Below are 15563 nucleotides of genomic sequence, written 5' to 3' on the forward strand. Positions count from 1 at the left end.
CGGTACGCCCGGCAAGAGTTCCCGAGGCGCTATGCTCGCCTCTGGATGTTTTACCTGGGACCGACCGGTACGGTCTGCTTGCCGGGGATCATCTGGGCGTGGCGACGGCGTTGGTGGGCGCGGTTCGCGTGTTGCGTGGTGGGGCTGCTGGTGGCGGCGAACGCCTTCGCTCTGGCGGGGTTCCCCCACTATTTTGCGCCTGTGGCTTCCCTCGGGGTGGTCTTGGCCGTCCAAGGGTTCCGCGTTCTCGCCCGACGACCCGGTTTCCCGCGAACCCTGGCGTGGTCCGCGGTTTTGGCCCATGGGGTCACCTTCGTGGTGGCTGTTGCGCTGTACACGGGTTTTTCCCTCGATCCGAATCGCCGGCTCTTGTGGAGCGACTATCGCGCCCGGTTCCAGGAAACGTTGGAGGCCACCCCGGGGACGCATCTGGTGCTCGTGCGATACGCCCCCGACCACTATCCGAAGAACGAGTGGACGTACAACGGCGCCGACCTCGAGGGCGCCAAGGTCGTGTGGGCGAGGGCACGCGATCCGGTGGGGGTGTCTCTGCTGCTCCGACATTACCGGTACAGGACGGTGTGGGAGGTGGCCGCGGACGCGTCCCCACCTCGGCTCGTGCGTTCGCGGTACAACCGGGCGAAAAACTGATTCCGCCGCCGGAGGCGGACTGCCCCCGTGGCAGAAACGTTGTTGCTGGATTCGTGTTCCCCGGCACGCCGATGCAGGCGTGTCCGGGTGGCCCCGTGCCGCCCGTGGGGCTGATGTGCTTGCGGTGGCAGGACGAAGCATTCGAATGTGCTGCCGTGGCCAGGAGCCGCTTCCGGGTTTCCCGACTCACGGGGCGGGGCTCCCTTTTTCTCGCGACTGAACCGGCGAACCGCACGGCGATTGGGCACCGCCAGGGCGCCCGAGCGCCGCGGCGCGTGACGAAGGTGGAAGACGGTGGCAGATCAGATGGCAAATGCAGCGGGCGTGGGATGCGCCCCTCCTGGACCCGGCTTGGGGGGACATCTCCCCCTGATCGTGAACTTCGCCCCCACGGGTATGGTCCCCACGAAGACGACGACGCCGTATGTGCCGGTGGGGGTGTCGGAGATCGTGGAGGCGGTCCACGAGGCCGTCGAGATCGGGATCACTGTGGTGCATCTTCACGCGAGGGACGAGAGAAGCGGTGCACCCACCCACAATCCGGACGTGTACGCCCGGATCATTGAAGGGGTGCGCGAGGTGGCCCCCGACCTCGTGGTGTGTGTGTCGCTCAGCGGACGGGCGGGGGGGAGCCTCGAGCAGCGGTGCGCCCCCCTTGCCATGAAGGGGGCCCTCAAGCCGGACATGGCGAGCGTGACCCTGGGTTCGGTGAACTTCTCCCGGGACGTGAGCCTGAACGACCCGGCCACGGTGCGGGCACTGCTGGGGGCGGTAGACCGGAGCGGGGTGCTCCCGGAGTTGGAGGTGTTCGACCTTGGGATGGCCAACGTCGCGCGGTACCTGGTGCGGAAGGGAGTGCTTCGGCCGCCCCACTACGCGAACCTGATCCTCGGGAACCCGGCGGGTGCCCAGGCGGATCTCGCCCACGCCGGGATGCTCGTTCGGGACCTGCCGCCAGACACGTATTGGGCCATGGGGGGCATCGGTGTGGCACAGGTCACGGCCAACGCGTTCGCGGTGGCCGCCGGGGGCGGTGTACGAGTGGGGGTGGAGGACTCCCTGTGGTACGACCGCGGGCGGTCGCGGTTGGCCACGAATCGGGATCTCCTGCTGCGGGTGCACCGCCTCGCCGAGATCCACGAGAGGCCCGTCATGACGTCCCGGGAGTTCCGGAGACGTCTGGGACTGGCCGGGGGAAACGGTCTGTACGGGAGGCGGGGATGAGGGCGCGCCCGTACTGCCCGGCGCGTCGGGGACGGTGGGACCGCGCCCTGTCGTACCTCGGATACGTTGCCGAAAAGGCCCGGTACGGCGGATCGCCCCGGGTGATCGTGGACGGGCTGGATGCGCTGGGAATCACGGTGCGGCCGTTCTACCTGGTTCGGGAACCGGCACCGGAGGTGGATCCCACGGGAGCCTGGCCGCCGGGTTTCGAGGTGCGCTACCTCACCGAAGCCGACATGTCGGCCCTCGTGCACACCCCCGGCCGCCCGTACGGCGTGGACGACCTGGTGGGACGGTTGCGTGCCGGCCAGCGGTGCCTGGGGGTTAGCCGCGGTGGCAAGGTGGTGGCGTTCGGCTGGTGCAACCTGGTGGAGTGCCATTTCGACGGGTACCGGTTCCGGTTGGGCCCGGACGAGGCGTACCTGTTCGACGCCTACGTGGACGTGGGCGAGCGCGGGCAGGGGTTGGCCGTGCAGTTGCGGCGCCACCTGTGCTGGGATCTTCGGGCGGAGGGACGGACGCGTCTGTACAGCGTGACGGACGCGTTCAACGTCTCGGCTAGGCGGTTCAAGGAAAGGCTGGGGGCTCGGCCTCTCCTGCTTGCCGTGTGGGTGGACGTGTTCGGGGTGGTCCGGTTTACAAAGGTGGTCAAACGGTATGGGTGAGGCGGGTGGCCTCCGCGGGGGGGGCGGACGGGAGGGGGACCCGTGAGGGTTTCTGTCGTGGTGCCGGTGCGCAACGGGGGAGAGGCGTTCCGCGGTTGCCTGGAGAGCCTGGTGGCCTGCAGGCCCCCGCCGGACGAGATTGTGGTGGTGGCCGACGGCGACTCCGACGGGTCGTGGCGGTTGGCCGAGGCGCTGGGCGCACGGGTGGTCCGCCTGCCGGTGCCGAGGGGGCCCGCCGCCGCCCGAAACGCCGGGGCCAAGGTGGCTCAGGGGGATGTGCTTTTCTTTGTGGACGCGGACGTGGCCGTGCATCCCGATGCGGTGGGACGGGTGCTGGCCCTCTTCGAGGAGGCGCCTTCCGACCTGGCCGCGTGCTTCGGCTTGTACGACGACGAACCGGCGGAGCCGAACTTCCTCTCCCAGTACAAGAATCTGCAACATCACTGGGTGCACCGGACGGGAAATCCGGAAGCGTCCACCTTCTGGAGTGGGTGCGGCGCCGTGCGCCGGTCGGCGTTCGAGGCGGTGGGGGGCTTCGACGAGGGGTACCGGCGGCCGAGCATCGAGGACATCGAGTTGGGATACCGGTTGCGCGAGGCCGGATATCGGGTTCGTCTGGACAAGGGACTCCTGGCGAAGCACCTGAAGCGTTGGGACATCCGATCGCATCTGAAGGCCGAGATTTTCGGACGGGCACTGCCGTGGACCGATCTGATCCTCCGCAGAGGCCGGTTCGTTAACGACCTGAACCTCGAGTGGTCCGAGCGGGCGAGCGCGGCGGCCGTCTGGGGTGCGGCGGCCGGGGTGATCCTGGGGCTCTCAGGGCAGCCCGCGGCTTGGGCGGGGGCGGGGGCGTCGGTCGGTGCGGTTCTGGTTCTGAACCGCGATTTTTACGCCTTCTTGCTGCGTCGTCGGGGCCCGCGGTTCTTGGCCAAGGCCCTTGCCTGGCACTGGCTGTACTACCTGTACGCGAGCCTCGCGTTCGGGGTCGGAACCCTTCGACACCTCGCGTGGGGTCGCACCCGACCACCTTCTGGGGCTGTGCCCGATGGGTCCTAGCCGGGTCGTGGTGATCGGGGCGGGGCCCGCCGGCCTCGCCGCCGCCCACGAGTTGGTGCGCCGGGGAGTGCGCCCGCTCGTGCTGGAACGGGGCGAGACGGTGGGGGGGATCGCCCGCACCGTGGTGTACCGGGGGTACGGGTTCGACGTCGGGGGGCACCGCTTTTTCACGAAGAACGTGGGGATTGCCCGGCTCTGGGGGGAGTTGCTGGGCGAGGACCTCCGCCGGGTCTCTCGGCTGTCCCGGATCTACTACAACGGCCGCTTTTTCGATTATCCGCTTCGGCTGGGGAACACTTTGGCCAACCTGGGCCCCTGGGAGAGCCTGCGCATCGCCGGTAGTTACGCGTGGGCACGACTCCGGCCCCATCCGCGGGAGGAAACGTTCGAACAGTGGGTCACGAACCGCTTTGGCCGGCGCCTGTACGAGACGTTTTTCCGAGCGTACACGGAGAAGGTCTGGGGCATTCCCTGCAGCCGCATCCGGGCGGATTGGGCGGCCCAACGGATCCGCGGCTTGTCCCTCGCGGCCGCGGTTGCCAACGCCCTTGTCGGCACGAGAGGGCCCAAGAGCCTGATCGACGCCTTCGATTACCCGCGCCGCGGACCGGGCATGATGTGGGAGCGCCTCCGGAGCAGGGTGGAGCAGCTCGAGGGAACAGTGCTGTGCGGGGCGGAGGTGTTTGCGATCGGGCACCGGCACGGGCGGGTGACGACTGTGCGGTACCGAAAGGAGGGGCGGGAGGTGGAGATTCCGGTCGACCGAGTGATCTCCACGGCGCCTCTCGCCCGTCTTCCGAGGTTGTTCACGCCTTCGCCTCCCCGGGAGGTGTTGGAGGCGGCCGCGGGTCTGCGACACCGCGCGTTTGTGATGGTGGGGCTGATCGTGAACCGGGCCGACCTGTTCCCCGACCAGTGGATCTACGTGCACAGCCCCGAGGTCAGGGTGGGGCGGATCCAGAACTTTGGGAACTGGAGCCCCGACCTGGTGCCGGAGGAGGGGCGCTCCGGCATTGGGATGGAGTTCTTCTGCGACGAGGGGGACGAGCTCTGGACCCTGCCCGACCGAACCCTGGGCGAACTGGCCACCTCCGAGTTGGAGCGGTTGGGGCTGGCCCGTGCGGAGGACGTGGTGGACCATTTCGTGGTGCGCCAACCCGACGCCTACCCCGTGTACGAGGAGGGATACCGGGAAAGGCTGGAGACGCTTCGCTCGTGGCTCGACGGTCTGGAGAATTTCCGCACGGCGGGCCGGAGCGGGATGCACCGGTACAACAACATGGATCATGCGATGCTCACCGGGATCCTGGCGGCCCGCAACGCGTACGGGGCTCGTCACGATGTGTGGGCCGTGAACGAGGAACAGGAATATTTGGAGGAAGACGCGTCGGGGAGGCGCGAGGTGCGCGTTGTCCTCGGCCGCGCCTTGGCGCGGTGGGACCCGGTGGCCTTGGGCGTGGCGGTGGGCGCGGTGAGCGGCGGGGGGATGCTTCTCGCCACCCTGTGGCTGGTGGCGAAGGGGGGGGCCGTGGTGGGGCCGACGCTGGGGCTGCTTTCCCAATATTTCCCAGGATATCGCGTCAGTGCCCCCGGGGCGTTGGTGGGGCTGGGGTACGGTTTCGCGGCCGGATGGGCGTTGGGGTGGGGGCTGGCCCGGCTGAGGAACCGGGCCCTCGCGTGGCATGTCGCCCGCGTGGCCCGAAGGGCACAGCGGGAAGCCGCGCGGCGTCTGCTGGATCGCGCGTAACTCAGAGGGAGCTGGGATCGTGAAAGAGGATTCCCCGGGCACCAGGGAGCAGATCGAGCGCTTGATGGACGAGGTGGCGCGCCTCCAGGTCAAGGGGCTTGCGCTCGGCATGGGGGTGCTTGGGGCGGTCTGCGTGTTCGTGGCGACGAATTGGCTCGTGGTCAAGGGCGGGCCCGTGGTGGGCCCCCACCTTCGGCTGCTGGCGCAGTATTTCGCCGGGTACACCGTGACGTTCGGCGGGAGCTTCATTGGCGCGGCGTACGGGTTTGTCGTGGGAGCCGCCGCCGGGGCCACGATCGCGTGGATTTATAACCGGGTCGCAACCAGGAGGGCCAGGCGGCGGCACCGCTGAGCCGGGCCCGGGGGCGGGCGACGCTTTCGTTGGCACCCGCACGGGGATGGACGCTTCGAGCGCATGGGACGATTTACCGAACGAAGCGGAGCCCGCCGGATGGGGAATAATGACCTTCCCCCCGCCGCCCCGGGAAACGACGGACAGGCTTCGGAAGAGGCACGGCGATCCGTTCGGCACGCCGGGGTGCTGGGGGCGATGTGGCCCCTGCAGGTCCTCGCCGGGGTCGTGTTCGCCGCCCTGGTTCCCCGATTGATGGGGCCGGAGGCCTACGGACGGTACGCCCTCCTGACCTCCGTGGCCGCCTGGTGTGGGGTGCTAGGCAGTCTCGGGCTTGCCAGCGTGCTCGTCCGCCACATTCCCGCGTTGCGGGGCGATCCCGGCACCCTGGACCGCTTCCTGGGGCGACTGCTCACCGTCCGGGTCGGGGGCGGCGCGGCGGCCGCGTTTTTGCTTTTCGCCGCGGTGCGCCGGTGGCTCCCCGGACTCGATCCGGTGGCGGTGGGGTTCGTTGCGGTCTCCGTGTTCCTCGAGATCGTCGCCCGGCTTTTCTTTGCGATACTCTTGGGGTTCAACCGCGCCGCCCTGTGGGGGGTGCACGTGCCGGCGCGGGCGTGGGGTGTCGCCGTGCTGGTGCCTTTGGGGTACGGCCTGTTCGGCTTCCGGGGGGCCTGCGGGGCCCTCGTGGTGGTCCAGGCGCTCCTTGTGGCGATCGGGGTCCCCCTTGCCCGGGCTCATGCGGGTGCCGTGCGCCCCCGTTGGGATATTGCCGCCGCGACACCGTATGTGCGGGTCGGGGCGGCCTTTCTCCTCAGCCAGTTGGTGTTCGGTTTGGTGCGGCAGAGCGGAGACGTCCTGGTTCTCACGTTTTCCCGGGAGTATCGGCAGGTGGGGTTTTTTGGCCTGGCGAGCAACGTGTATCAGATGGGATTCGGTGCCCTGGGGCAGTTGGCCATGGCGTTCGTTCCCATGCTGGCGGACATGAGGGACCGGGGGCGGGCCGAGGCGGCCGGCCTGTGGGTGGAGCGGTTGATGGTGGGGCTCGTCTCGGTCGCCATGGTGGGCGCGTTCGGCGCCCTTGCCCTGGCCGACCGGGCGGTCCCCCGGGTGTTCGGAGGCTTGTACGCTCCCGCGGTTCCCTTGCTTTTCCTGGTGGCGCTCACCCTCGCGGCGAGCGTGCCGCTGGCCGTGGGAGGGGTCCTTGCCGTCGTGCAGGAGCGTCCCCGAACCCAGTGGGCGGCCGCCCTCATCCAGTTGGCGGTGTTCTGGGCTCTCGGGGCCTGTGCGGTGGGCCGACGGGGGGCGCTGGGCGCCTGGGAGGCGCATCTGGGAGCCGCGCTCTGTACGGGGGCGTTTCTCTTCTGGACCTTTCGGGGGCCGGGGGGGATGCGAGTGGGCCCCGTCGCAGTGTCGGCGGGCCTTGGGCTGCCCTTTCTCCCCTTGTTCGGCCTGGCGACCAGCCTCCCGGCGCGGATGGTGGTGCTGGCGGGGAGTGCCGGGGCGTACGCCTGGTTGCTGCGGCGGTCGGGCTTGATCTCCGGGCGCGACGTGAGCGCCTTGATTGCGACGTTCCGGCGAAGGGAGCCGGGGGCAGCCCGGAAACGGGGGACGAACACGAGTTCGGATGGAAGCGAAGGCTCCCGGCCCCGCATGGTGCCGGCGGAGTCCTTTCCCGAAGGAGCGCACGGCGACGGGCAGCGGCGGTCGGCGGATGGGGCCGCCCGGGCCCATTGGGATGCCGTTGCAGAGGAATGGGCGGCCAACCGCCCCGATTCCCTCTGGCGGGAACACAGCGACGAACTGCTGCGCCTGCTCCTGGAACGATGGTGGCCGGGGACACCGGTGGAGCGGGCGCTCAAAACGGATCTTTTCGATGAGGCGTTCGGCCGCGGGATTCACGAATTTCTGTCCGAGCGATGCCGGGCCTGGGTCGGGGTGGATCTGTCTTGCCGGGTGGTGAAACTTGCCCGAGAGGCGCACCCCGGGTGTTCCGGGGTTCCGGCCGACGTGAGACGGCTTCCGTTTGCGGACGAGACGTTCGATGTGGTGGTGTCGCCGTCCACCCTTGACCATCTGGAAACCCCCGAGGAGATCTGCGCGGGCCTCGCGGAAATCAACAGGGTCCTGCGGCCGGGCGGCACCCTCATCATCACGCTGGACAACCCGTACAACCCGGTCGTAGCGCTCCGCCGGATCGTCCCTTTCGGGATCCTGCGGCGCCTGGGCCTCGTACCCTATCGCTCGGGTGCGACGCTCGGCCCCCGGGCGTTACGGCGGGCGTTGGGCCGGGCTGGCTTCTCGGTGGTCCGTGTGGAGGCATACCTCCATTGCCCCCGGGTGTTTGCGGTGCCTTTGTGCCGGTGGGTCGAGGCCCGGTGCGCCCCAACCGGCCGGGCAAGGTTGCTTGCGGCCTTGAAAACCTTCGAGTTGGGTTCGCGGGTTCCGACGCGGTTCGTGACCGGCCATTTCGTGGCGGCGTTCGGGGTGAAGCGGTGACGGGGACGGGATCCGGCCGCCCGGGCAGGCACGCGCCCGGAGGACGATTCGTCTGCAGGGTGATCATCGCGCCGGGGGGAACGGAGGGATTCCTGGCCGTCGACAGCGCGGTGAACGGGCGATGCTACGGTGGCGTGCGGATGTCACCCGACGTGAGCGAAGAAGAGTTGCGGCTTCTGGCCCGCTCCATGACGCTCAAGTTCGGGTTCCTGGGGCTTCCACACGGCGGCGCCAAGGCGGGGATCCGGTGGGACCCGGAGGGACCGGAGAGGGAACGGAGGCGGATGATTCGGGAGTTCGGGAGGGCGTTGGCGCCGCTTTTGCGGCGCGGCGTTTACAATCCCGGGCCCGACATGGGAACCACGAACGAAGACGTGCGGGAACTCCTCTCCGCCGCGGGGGTTCGGACAAGACGGCCGGAGCCGTCGAGGGAGAACTCGGGGTATTACACCGCCCTTTCGGTGTTCGAAAGCGCCCGGGCGGCCGGCGCGTTCGTCGGCATCGAACTTCGGGGGGCCCCGGTGGCGGTGGAGGGGTTCGGGAAGGTGGGAAGTGCGCTGGCCCTGTTGCTTGCGGAGGCCGGGGCGAAGGTTGTGGCCATCTCCACGAGCGGGGGAGCCCTTTACAACCCCCGTGGCTTCGCCGTGCACCGGCTCGTTAGCGCGGCCCGAACCCGCGGCAGCCGGGTCGTGGAGTGCCAGGACCACGGAACGCCGCTGCAAAGGGAGTTGCTTGTGGAGTTGCCGGTCGCGTATCTGTTCCCCTGTGCGCATCACCACAGCATCCGCGAGGGAAACGCGCAGAGGGTGAAGGCCCGGATCGTGTGCCCGGGGGCCAACAACCCCACCACCCCGGGGGCGGGGAAAATCCTCCACGGGCGAGGAATACTGTGCGTGCCGGATTTTGTCGCCAACGCAGGCGGCGTGCTCGGGGGGACCATGGAGTTCGCCGGGATACCGCCGGGGTGGATCCGAAAATTCATCCGGGAACGGTATGGGAGGAAGGTCTTCGATACGCTTGCGGCCGCCTATCGGCGAGGGATCCCGCCGCAGGAAGCCGCGGAGGAGGAAGCCGAGGCCCGTGTTGTCAGGATCGCTCGGCGTGCGGCCCGCCGTTCGGCGGGGCTTCGGGTGTTCGCGTCGGGGTTGGCGGCGTACCGGGCGGGGATGCTGCCCCGGCGCCTGGTGGGTATGTTGTCGATCCTGTACTTCAGCCGATTATTTCCAGCAATGCCGCGGGAGTAACGCGTTCGCCGCCCGGAGACGAGGAGGCAGGGGGCGGGGACCTACCCCGGGGCATGGACGACGGTTCGGCGCAGTGCGGGTTTCGGGCAACAGGGGAAGGAGCCGAAACTACGGGGGTCGATGGGATGGGTGTCGGTGGATCGGCGTTTTTCGGAAACCAGGACAGAGGAGAAGGAGGTTGCGGATGAAACGGGTGGCAGCGGTAGTGTGGGTTGCGTTGGGGGTGATGGTGTTCGTGTTCGCGGTGGGGGGGTGCTCGAAGCCGGGCCCGGCCCCGGACGGGGCGTTTTTGGAGCGTCCCCTCGTGGTGGCTGATCCGGGCTGGAACCGGGGGAACCCGGTGGAGATGGGGGTGACCGTGGGCGCGTTCGCGCAGGGCGTTGGGGGAGAACCCCATTGGGAGCAGGGTCCCGACGGAACGTGGGCCCTGGCCGGAACGTCTGAAGGCAATACCGTACGCTACCTGTTTCGACCCGAGGGGGACCGGGCGGTCCTTTCGGAGGTGAAACAGGGGAGCAAGGCGTTCACGAAGCGCGAGATCTGGGCCGTCGCTCAGGGCGTGGCGAAGAAGGTGGGGGCAGCGGAAACGGGTGGCAAATGACCCGGCCTCCCGAGGGGGAGCGCGCGGGGTGTTTCCCCCTTCGTTGGACCCCGGCGGCTCTTGCGGGGTTCGGCGGGGTGGCCGCGGTGTGGCTCTTCGTGGCCGGATGGCCCGTGCCACACCGGTACTTCGGGGAGGGGCGCGTGGGGACGTGGCTGACCGCGGGCGGCCTGTTCGGCACCGCGGTGACCCTGTGGTGCGCCACGGCAGCCCTTGCGGGCATGGGGCGAGGGAGCACGGGTGAACGCCGGCTCGGTTGGTGGCTTTCGGCCTGGTTTGCGGCCGCGGCCGCAGATGACGCGTTTTCGTTCCACGAGAGGTTCGGCGCCTGGCTTCGAGCGGGTCTAGGGACGCGGCGGAGCCTGGCGGGCGAGGAGATCGGGACCGTCCTCCTGCTTGCGGCCGGGGTGGCGCTGGCCGTGTCTCTCGCCCTGGCCCGAGGGTTGCGGCGCCGCTACCGGGGGACCCTGCGGTGGTGGGCCTTGGCGGTGCTCCTGGCGGGGATCATGTTGGTGCTCGACGGGGTTACCGAGGATCGGCGGATTCTCCTCCGCATGGGGCTGGGCCGGGAAGCCGCCGTATGGTGGAAGTACCGTCTGGAGGGGTTGGAGGAGGTTTGCAAAATGACGGGCGTTTACCTGTTTTGGGCCGGGGCCGTCGCCGCCTTCGGTCGGGTGGTCGGTGCGTTCGACCGGCCCGAGCGGTAAGGGGAAGATCGCGGTGGGGGCCGGCGCGGGTCCGGGTCCGATCGCCCCGGGCCCGGCCGCGGCCCCCCCTCCGCAGGGGCCCGGCCCCATCTCCCGAACGGACTGGGCTCTCCTGGGCGGGGCCGTCGCCTTCGTGTGGGCGATCCAGTTCGCCACCGACGGACTGTACGGGAACGACGGGTTCTTTCACATCCGCTTCGCGGAACTGATGAGGGGGCGCTGGGTCGTACGGTCCCTGCCGTGGCTGCCGTTCAGCGTGCACGCCGAGGTGTACCGGGACCACCACTGGCTTTCGCACCTGCTCCAGGTGCCGTTCACATTCTTCCCCGATCTGTTGACCGGCGCCAAGGTTTCGGCCGCGTTTTACGCTGGGGGGGCACTCGCGGTTTTCTTCGTTGTGGTGCGGGGCCTCGGGGTCCGGCGACCGGGGCTCTGGGTGGCGCTTCTGGCGGTGTCGTCCAGCGGGTTCGTGCTCCGGATGGAGATGCCCCGGGTGCAGAGCCAGTCGCTGGCCCTGCTCCTCGCGGGCGCGTACCTGCTGTGCACAAACCGCAAGGTTCCGCTCGCCGCCGTGGCGGCGGTGTACGTGTGGCTCTACGACGGGTTCTCGGTGTTGCTGCTCTTGGGGGCGCTTTGGGCCGTGGCCGAGGCAGTCCGGCACGGCCGGCGGGTTCGGTGGGGGACGCTGGCGGCGCTGGCGGGGGGCACGGCGTTCGCCGTGGTTGTGAACCCGTATTTTCCCTTGAACGTGGAGTCGTACCTTTTCAATTTCGAGCGGGTGTTTCTGCAGCGGGAAACCGTGTGGGTGGGGGCCGAGTGGGGGGCGCCCGGGGTGATGGAGTTCGGTCGGCAGATGGCGGTGCCGCTTGCCGCGCTCTGCGGGGCCGCCGCCATGGAATGGCGCAGGCTGGGCTGGCGGGGGGTGGCGGGCCACCCGGCGGTCCTGTGGGCCGGCGCGACGCTCTTGTTTTACGCCACGGCCCGGCGGTGGGTGGAGTACGCCCCGGCGCTTTGTGTCCTTGCGGCCGCCTCGCTGGCGGGCCGGGGTCTCCGGGACCCCCGCTGGCCCGTGGTCGTGCTCCTGGCGGCCGTTGGGATCAACGGGCCCCAACTCGTGCGCCTGCCCAGCTTCGCCAAGCCCCGCACGCTGTTCGCCGGGGTGTCGGGCTGGCTCGAACGCAACACGGGCGAGGGGGAGGTTGTGTTCAACGTGGACTGGGACCGGTTTCCGATGTTGTTCTTCCACAACCGGAAAAACCGGTACGTGGTGGGCCTCGACCCGAACTACCTCTATTACTACGAACCCGAGCTCTACAACCGATGGGAGTTCATCGCCAAGGGGAAGTCGGCGGCCTTGGCCGAACACCTGGGCGACTTCGGCTGCCGGTATCTCGTGGCCTCCCCCCGGTTCCGTGCGGTGTGGAAGAGCGCCGAGCGAAGCGGTCTGGAACGGGTGTATGAGGACGAAGACGCCCGGATCTACCGGGTACCCTCGTCGGGCCCGGCGCGATAGGGCGTCTTCCATCGACGGGGGACCAAGGAGAAAGCCAAAATGACGCCGGTTGACACGGACCGGTCAACTTGGTAAGAGCCGTGGGGCCCCCAAAACCACGGCCGGGGCGCGCGGTTGGGGCCATCCTGGGACCGGTGCCTTTTCACGAGGGGATGCGGACATGGACAGAGGGAGGCGGAGAGGAACGATCCGGGCGGCCGCGCTTTGGGCGGCCTTGCTGGCGCCCCTGTGGGGGATGACACCCGTTCACGCGGTCGTGGTCGGGTACTACGACATGTCGGCCGGTGAGGGTGTGCCGGCCCAGGAACCCCCGATCCGGGCGGCCGGATGGGACCAGGCGGCGCTGAGTGATCTGAGTCCGGCGGCCATGGCGGGTGTGGACGTCCTGTTTGTCCAGAATCCCTCGAACGTCGGTTACGGGGCCGAGTATCTGGCCCATCTCCAGGACGTGGAGGACGCGGTTCGGGGGGGCAAGGTGCTCGTGTTGCACGACCGGTACGTGACCGGGGCCGCCTCGGTTCTCCCGGGCGGTTCGGGGATCGCGTTCGTGCGGAGTTTCGGGGCCCAGATCGACATTCTGACCCCGGGCACTCTGGTCACCGACGGTCCGGGCGGGCAACTGGACGACGACTCCCTGGACGGCGGCAATTTTTCCAACCACGGCTACGCCGAGTTGGCCACGCTTCCCGCGGGGGCGGTTCCGCTCCTTTCGAACGGCAACCCCGACCAGGTGGTGACCTTCGCCTACCCCTACGGGCAGGGGTGGGTGATCTACTCAAGCATTCCTCTGGATTTCTACTTGGCGGGGCGGGGGCCCCCGGGAGTGAGCCAGCGATTCCAGGAGGTCTACGCCCCGAACGTGCTCGCGTACGCGGCAAGCCTTCTCGGGGCCGCGCCCCCTCCAAAAAAGAACGCTCCCCCCGACGCCCACAACATGGTGCTGCTCGTGGCCGAGGACGAGGCGACAACGGCGCAACTCGACGCGGAAGACCCGGACGGGGATACCCTGCGGTTCCGCGTGGTGGCCGGGCCCTCCAAGGGAACGGTGGAGCTCCTGGACCAAGGGGCGGGCCTCTACGTGTACACCCCCGCTCCGGACGCCACGGGAACGGACCTGTTCCGGTACGAGGCCGCGGACCCCGACGGTGCATCGGACAAGGCGACCGTGATCGTTCTCATTGCCGCCAGAAACGACGCGCCGGCGGGTGAACCCGTGGAGTTTTCGACGACCCAGGGGGTTCCCGTGGTGGGCTTTCTGCTCGCGAGCGACCCGGAAGGGGGCGCCCTGGAGTTTGCGATCGTGGATGCCCCGAGCCTTGGGCAGGTGGAGCTTCTGGACCCCCAGAAGGGGCTGTTTCGGTACACTCCGGCCCCGGGCGTGGTCGGCACCGACACCTTCACCTTTTCGGTGAGCGACGGTTCGCTGACCTCGCCGCCGGTCGAGGCCACGGTGGTGATCTCCGCCGCGGAGCAAGGGTCCGGGGGGGAATCGGCGGCCGCCGAAGAATCGCCGGCGCCCGCGCCGAGCGGGGACGAGGATAACGATTTGACGGGGTTCGGGTGTTTCCTCCGAACCCTCGGCCGGTGACGCCGGAAGGGCGCCCGGGCACGGCGAAGACGTAGAGCATTTGCGCCCCGGTGGGGACCACCGGTCCGGTCCGGCTCGGCCCCCGTGTCGGTGAATCCTTCCTCCCGGGTCCCGGCACCGCCCTCGTCCCGCCTCTTCGCGGGGGGAGCGGGCGTGCCGCGCGACCGGAGCAGGGGGGCGATTCGCAGACGGTGCCCCCCGATACTTCTCGAGCTCAGTTTCCCCGGAGTTCTACGGGTTCGCGGTCGCTGGCACTGCCGCAGACCGCGAGTGCCTCGGCCGGCCGGCAACCGGGATTGCGGATCTTGAGCAGCCACTTGCCGTCGTTCCGGACCACCGCGCCGCCGAGAAGTTGCCGCGACTCGGCGTCTTTCACGAGCACCACCTCCCCCGGTTGGTCGGCGGTGCCCTCGACCACCAGCACCTTTCCTCCCGATCGAAGTTCGGCCTTCTGGATATCCAGCCTGTCCGCGAGCGCTTCCCCGGTTGCGGCCATGAGCAGCATCGCCGCAAGCCCCGCCGTCACGTACCTTCCGTGTTTCATGCCGCACCTCCGTGGCGTTGTGCGGGCCCCGGGCATATGATGGACCCGCGGGTGAAAACGGCGCGCGGAGGTTCCCTTCGGGGCCTCGCGCCGCTGCGTCTCGGAGGAGACGCGCTCCCGTTCAGTGCACGACGCGTGCCACCGGGAAGATCGGCCAAGTGCGGGGGAGACTTGAGGAGCAAGGTTCAGCGGGTTCCAAAAGGGGAACCGCGATGCCGGAAACGATGCAAAGGAGGGCCGACCCGGGCCGGCCCCCCTTCGCAGATGCCCTACTCTGCTTTTTCCATATAGGCGTAGATTCTGCGGTTTTGTGCTCGCCCTTCCTCCGTGTCGTTGGGGGCGATGGGCCGGCTTTCGCCAAGGCTCTGCACCGTGATGCGGTCGGGGGAGATGCCGTACCGGTCGGTGAGCACTTTGGCCACCGCGTTGGCCCGCCGGGCCGACAGCCGGATGTTGTACTCCTCGGTCCCCATGCTGTCGGTGTGGCCCTCAATGATCACGTTGTAATCCGGGTGGGCTTTCAAGAACTCCGCCACCTTCTCGATTTCGGGGTAGTACCGGGGCTTGATCTCGGCCGAGTCGAAGTCGAAGTTGATCCTGAGTTCGACCGTTTCGACCTCGGGGACGTCGTCCGAGGCGTCGAGGGGGTTCGTGTGGTTGTCCAGCACCTCGACGCCGTCCGCCACGGATCCGCCGTCGGTGTCCACCCGGAGGGGATCCGTTCCCAGTTTCAAAACCTCCCGGCCGTCGCTGAGGCGGTCGCCGTCGGAGTCGGGGTTGTTCGGATCGGTGCGATACTTTTGGGTTTCGTCCCAATCCGTGAGCCCGTCGCCGTCGGAGTCCTTCAGGCATCCTTTCCGATCGACGGGCGCGCCCCTCGGCGTGTCGGGGCACTCGTCCTCGGCGTCGGCGACGCCGTCACCGTCGGAGTCCCTGGGGCAGCCGTTGGCGTCGACGGGGGTGCCGCGGGGTGTGCCGGGGCATCGGTCGAGGTTGTCGGCGACGCCGTCACCGTCGGAGTCCCTGGGGCAGCCGTTGGCGTCGACGGGGGTACCGGGGGGTGTGCCGGGGCATCGGTCGAGGTTGTCGGCGACGCCGTCACCGTCGGAGTCCCTGGGGCAGCCGTTGGCGTCGACGGGGGTACCGGGGGGTGTGCCGGGGCATCGGTCGAG

Annotated in this window: 14 protein-coding genes; 12 read left to right on the top strand and 2 right to left on the bottom strand. The window is 69.0% G+C overall.

The features are described 5' to 3' along the window. The 12 genes from ACY0I8_RS11180 to ACY0I8_RS11235 form a co-directional block, all read left to right on the top strand. The coding region (locus ACY0I8_RS11180) for a hypothetical protein (RefSeq protein WP_461394810.1) at positions 1–651 on the top strand (651 nt) is incomplete at its 5' end. 351 nt (positions 652–1002) lie between these two features. Next, positions 1003–1875, top strand: coding sequence for a beta-keto acid cleavage family enzyme (locus ACY0I8_RS11185; RefSeq protein WP_461394811.1), 873 nt, complete (start codon positions 1003–1005; stop codon positions 1873–1875). Further along, positions 1872–2540, top strand: a complete 669-nt coding sequence (locus tag ACY0I8_RS11190) for a GNAT family N-acetyltransferase (protein WP_461394812.1) — start codon at positions 1872–1874, stop codon at positions 2538–2540. Before ACY0I8_RS11185 ends, ACY0I8_RS11190 begins: the two co-directional genes overlap by 4 nt. Before the next feature lie 42 nt (positions 2541–2582). Beyond that, on the top strand, positions 2583–3599 hold the full coding sequence (locus ACY0I8_RS11195; RefSeq protein WP_461394813.1) for a glycosyltransferase family 2 protein: 1017 nt from the start codon (positions 2583–2585) through the stop codon (positions 3597–3599). Continuing rightward, positions 3589–5346 carry an NAD(P)/FAD-dependent oxidoreductase gene (locus ACY0I8_RS11200; RefSeq protein ID WP_461394814.1) on the top strand — a complete coding sequence of 586 codons (1758 nt, stop codon included), beginning with the start codon at positions 3589–3591 and terminating at the stop codon, positions 5344–5346. Before ACY0I8_RS11195 ends, ACY0I8_RS11200 begins: the two co-directional genes overlap by 11 nt. A 19-nt stretch (positions 5347–5365) precedes the next feature. After that, complete coding sequence (locus ACY0I8_RS11205) at positions 5366–5698, top strand: hypothetical protein (RefSeq protein WP_461394815.1); 333 nt, start codon at positions 5366–5368, stop codon at positions 5696–5698. Between the two features lie 198 nt (positions 5699–5896). After that, positions 5897–8194 (top strand): methyltransferase domain-containing protein, encoded by a 2298-nt coding sequence (locus ACY0I8_RS11210; RefSeq protein WP_461394816.1) that lies wholly within the window; start codon positions 5897–5899, stop codon positions 8192–8194. A 59-nt stretch (positions 8195–8253) separates the two neighbouring features. Continuing rightward, a complete protein-coding gene (locus ACY0I8_RS11215; protein ID WP_461394817.1) occupies positions 8254–9438 on the top strand; it encodes a Glu/Leu/Phe/Val dehydrogenase dimerization domain-containing protein in 1185 nt (394 codons plus the stop codon). Positions 9439–9622: 184 nt separating this feature from the next. Beyond that, on the top strand, positions 9623–10039 hold the full coding sequence (locus ACY0I8_RS11220; protein ID WP_461394818.1) for a hypothetical protein: 417 nt from the start codon (positions 9623–9625) through the stop codon (positions 10037–10039). Then, positions 10036–10746 (top strand): hypothetical protein, encoded by a 711-nt coding sequence (locus ACY0I8_RS11225; protein ID WP_461394819.1) that lies wholly within the window; start codon positions 10036–10038, stop codon positions 10744–10746. The genes ACY0I8_RS11220 and ACY0I8_RS11225 overlap by 4 nt, the downstream gene beginning before the upstream one ends. A gap of 208 nt (positions 10747–10954) precedes the next feature. Then, positions 10955–12259, top strand: a complete 1305-nt coding sequence (locus tag ACY0I8_RS11230) for a hypothetical protein (protein WP_461394820.1) — start codon at positions 10955–10957, stop codon at positions 12257–12259. 160 nt (positions 12260–12419) lie between these two features. Continuing rightward, positions 12420–13847: an Ig-like domain-containing protein gene (locus ACY0I8_RS11235; RefSeq protein WP_461394821.1), complete on the top strand. Its 1428-nt coding sequence runs from the start codon at positions 12420–12422 to the stop codon at positions 13845–13847. Positions 13848–14061: 214 nt separating this feature from the next. Here the strand turns inward: ACY0I8_RS11235 and ACY0I8_RS11240 are convergent, their stop codons facing one another. Both ACY0I8_RS11240 and ACY0I8_RS11245 read right to left on the bottom strand, forming a co-directional pair. Further along, positions 14062–14391, bottom strand: coding sequence for a hypothetical protein (locus ACY0I8_RS11240; protein ID WP_461394822.1), 330 nt, complete (start codon positions 14389–14391; stop codon positions 14062–14064). Positions 14392–14660: 269 nt separating this feature from the next. Then, a partial coding sequence (locus tag ACY0I8_RS11245) for an OmpA family protein (RefSeq protein ID WP_461394823.1) occupies positions 14661–15563 on the bottom strand: 903 nt, incomplete at its 5' end.

Source organism: Deferrisoma sp. (assembly GCF_054681715.1).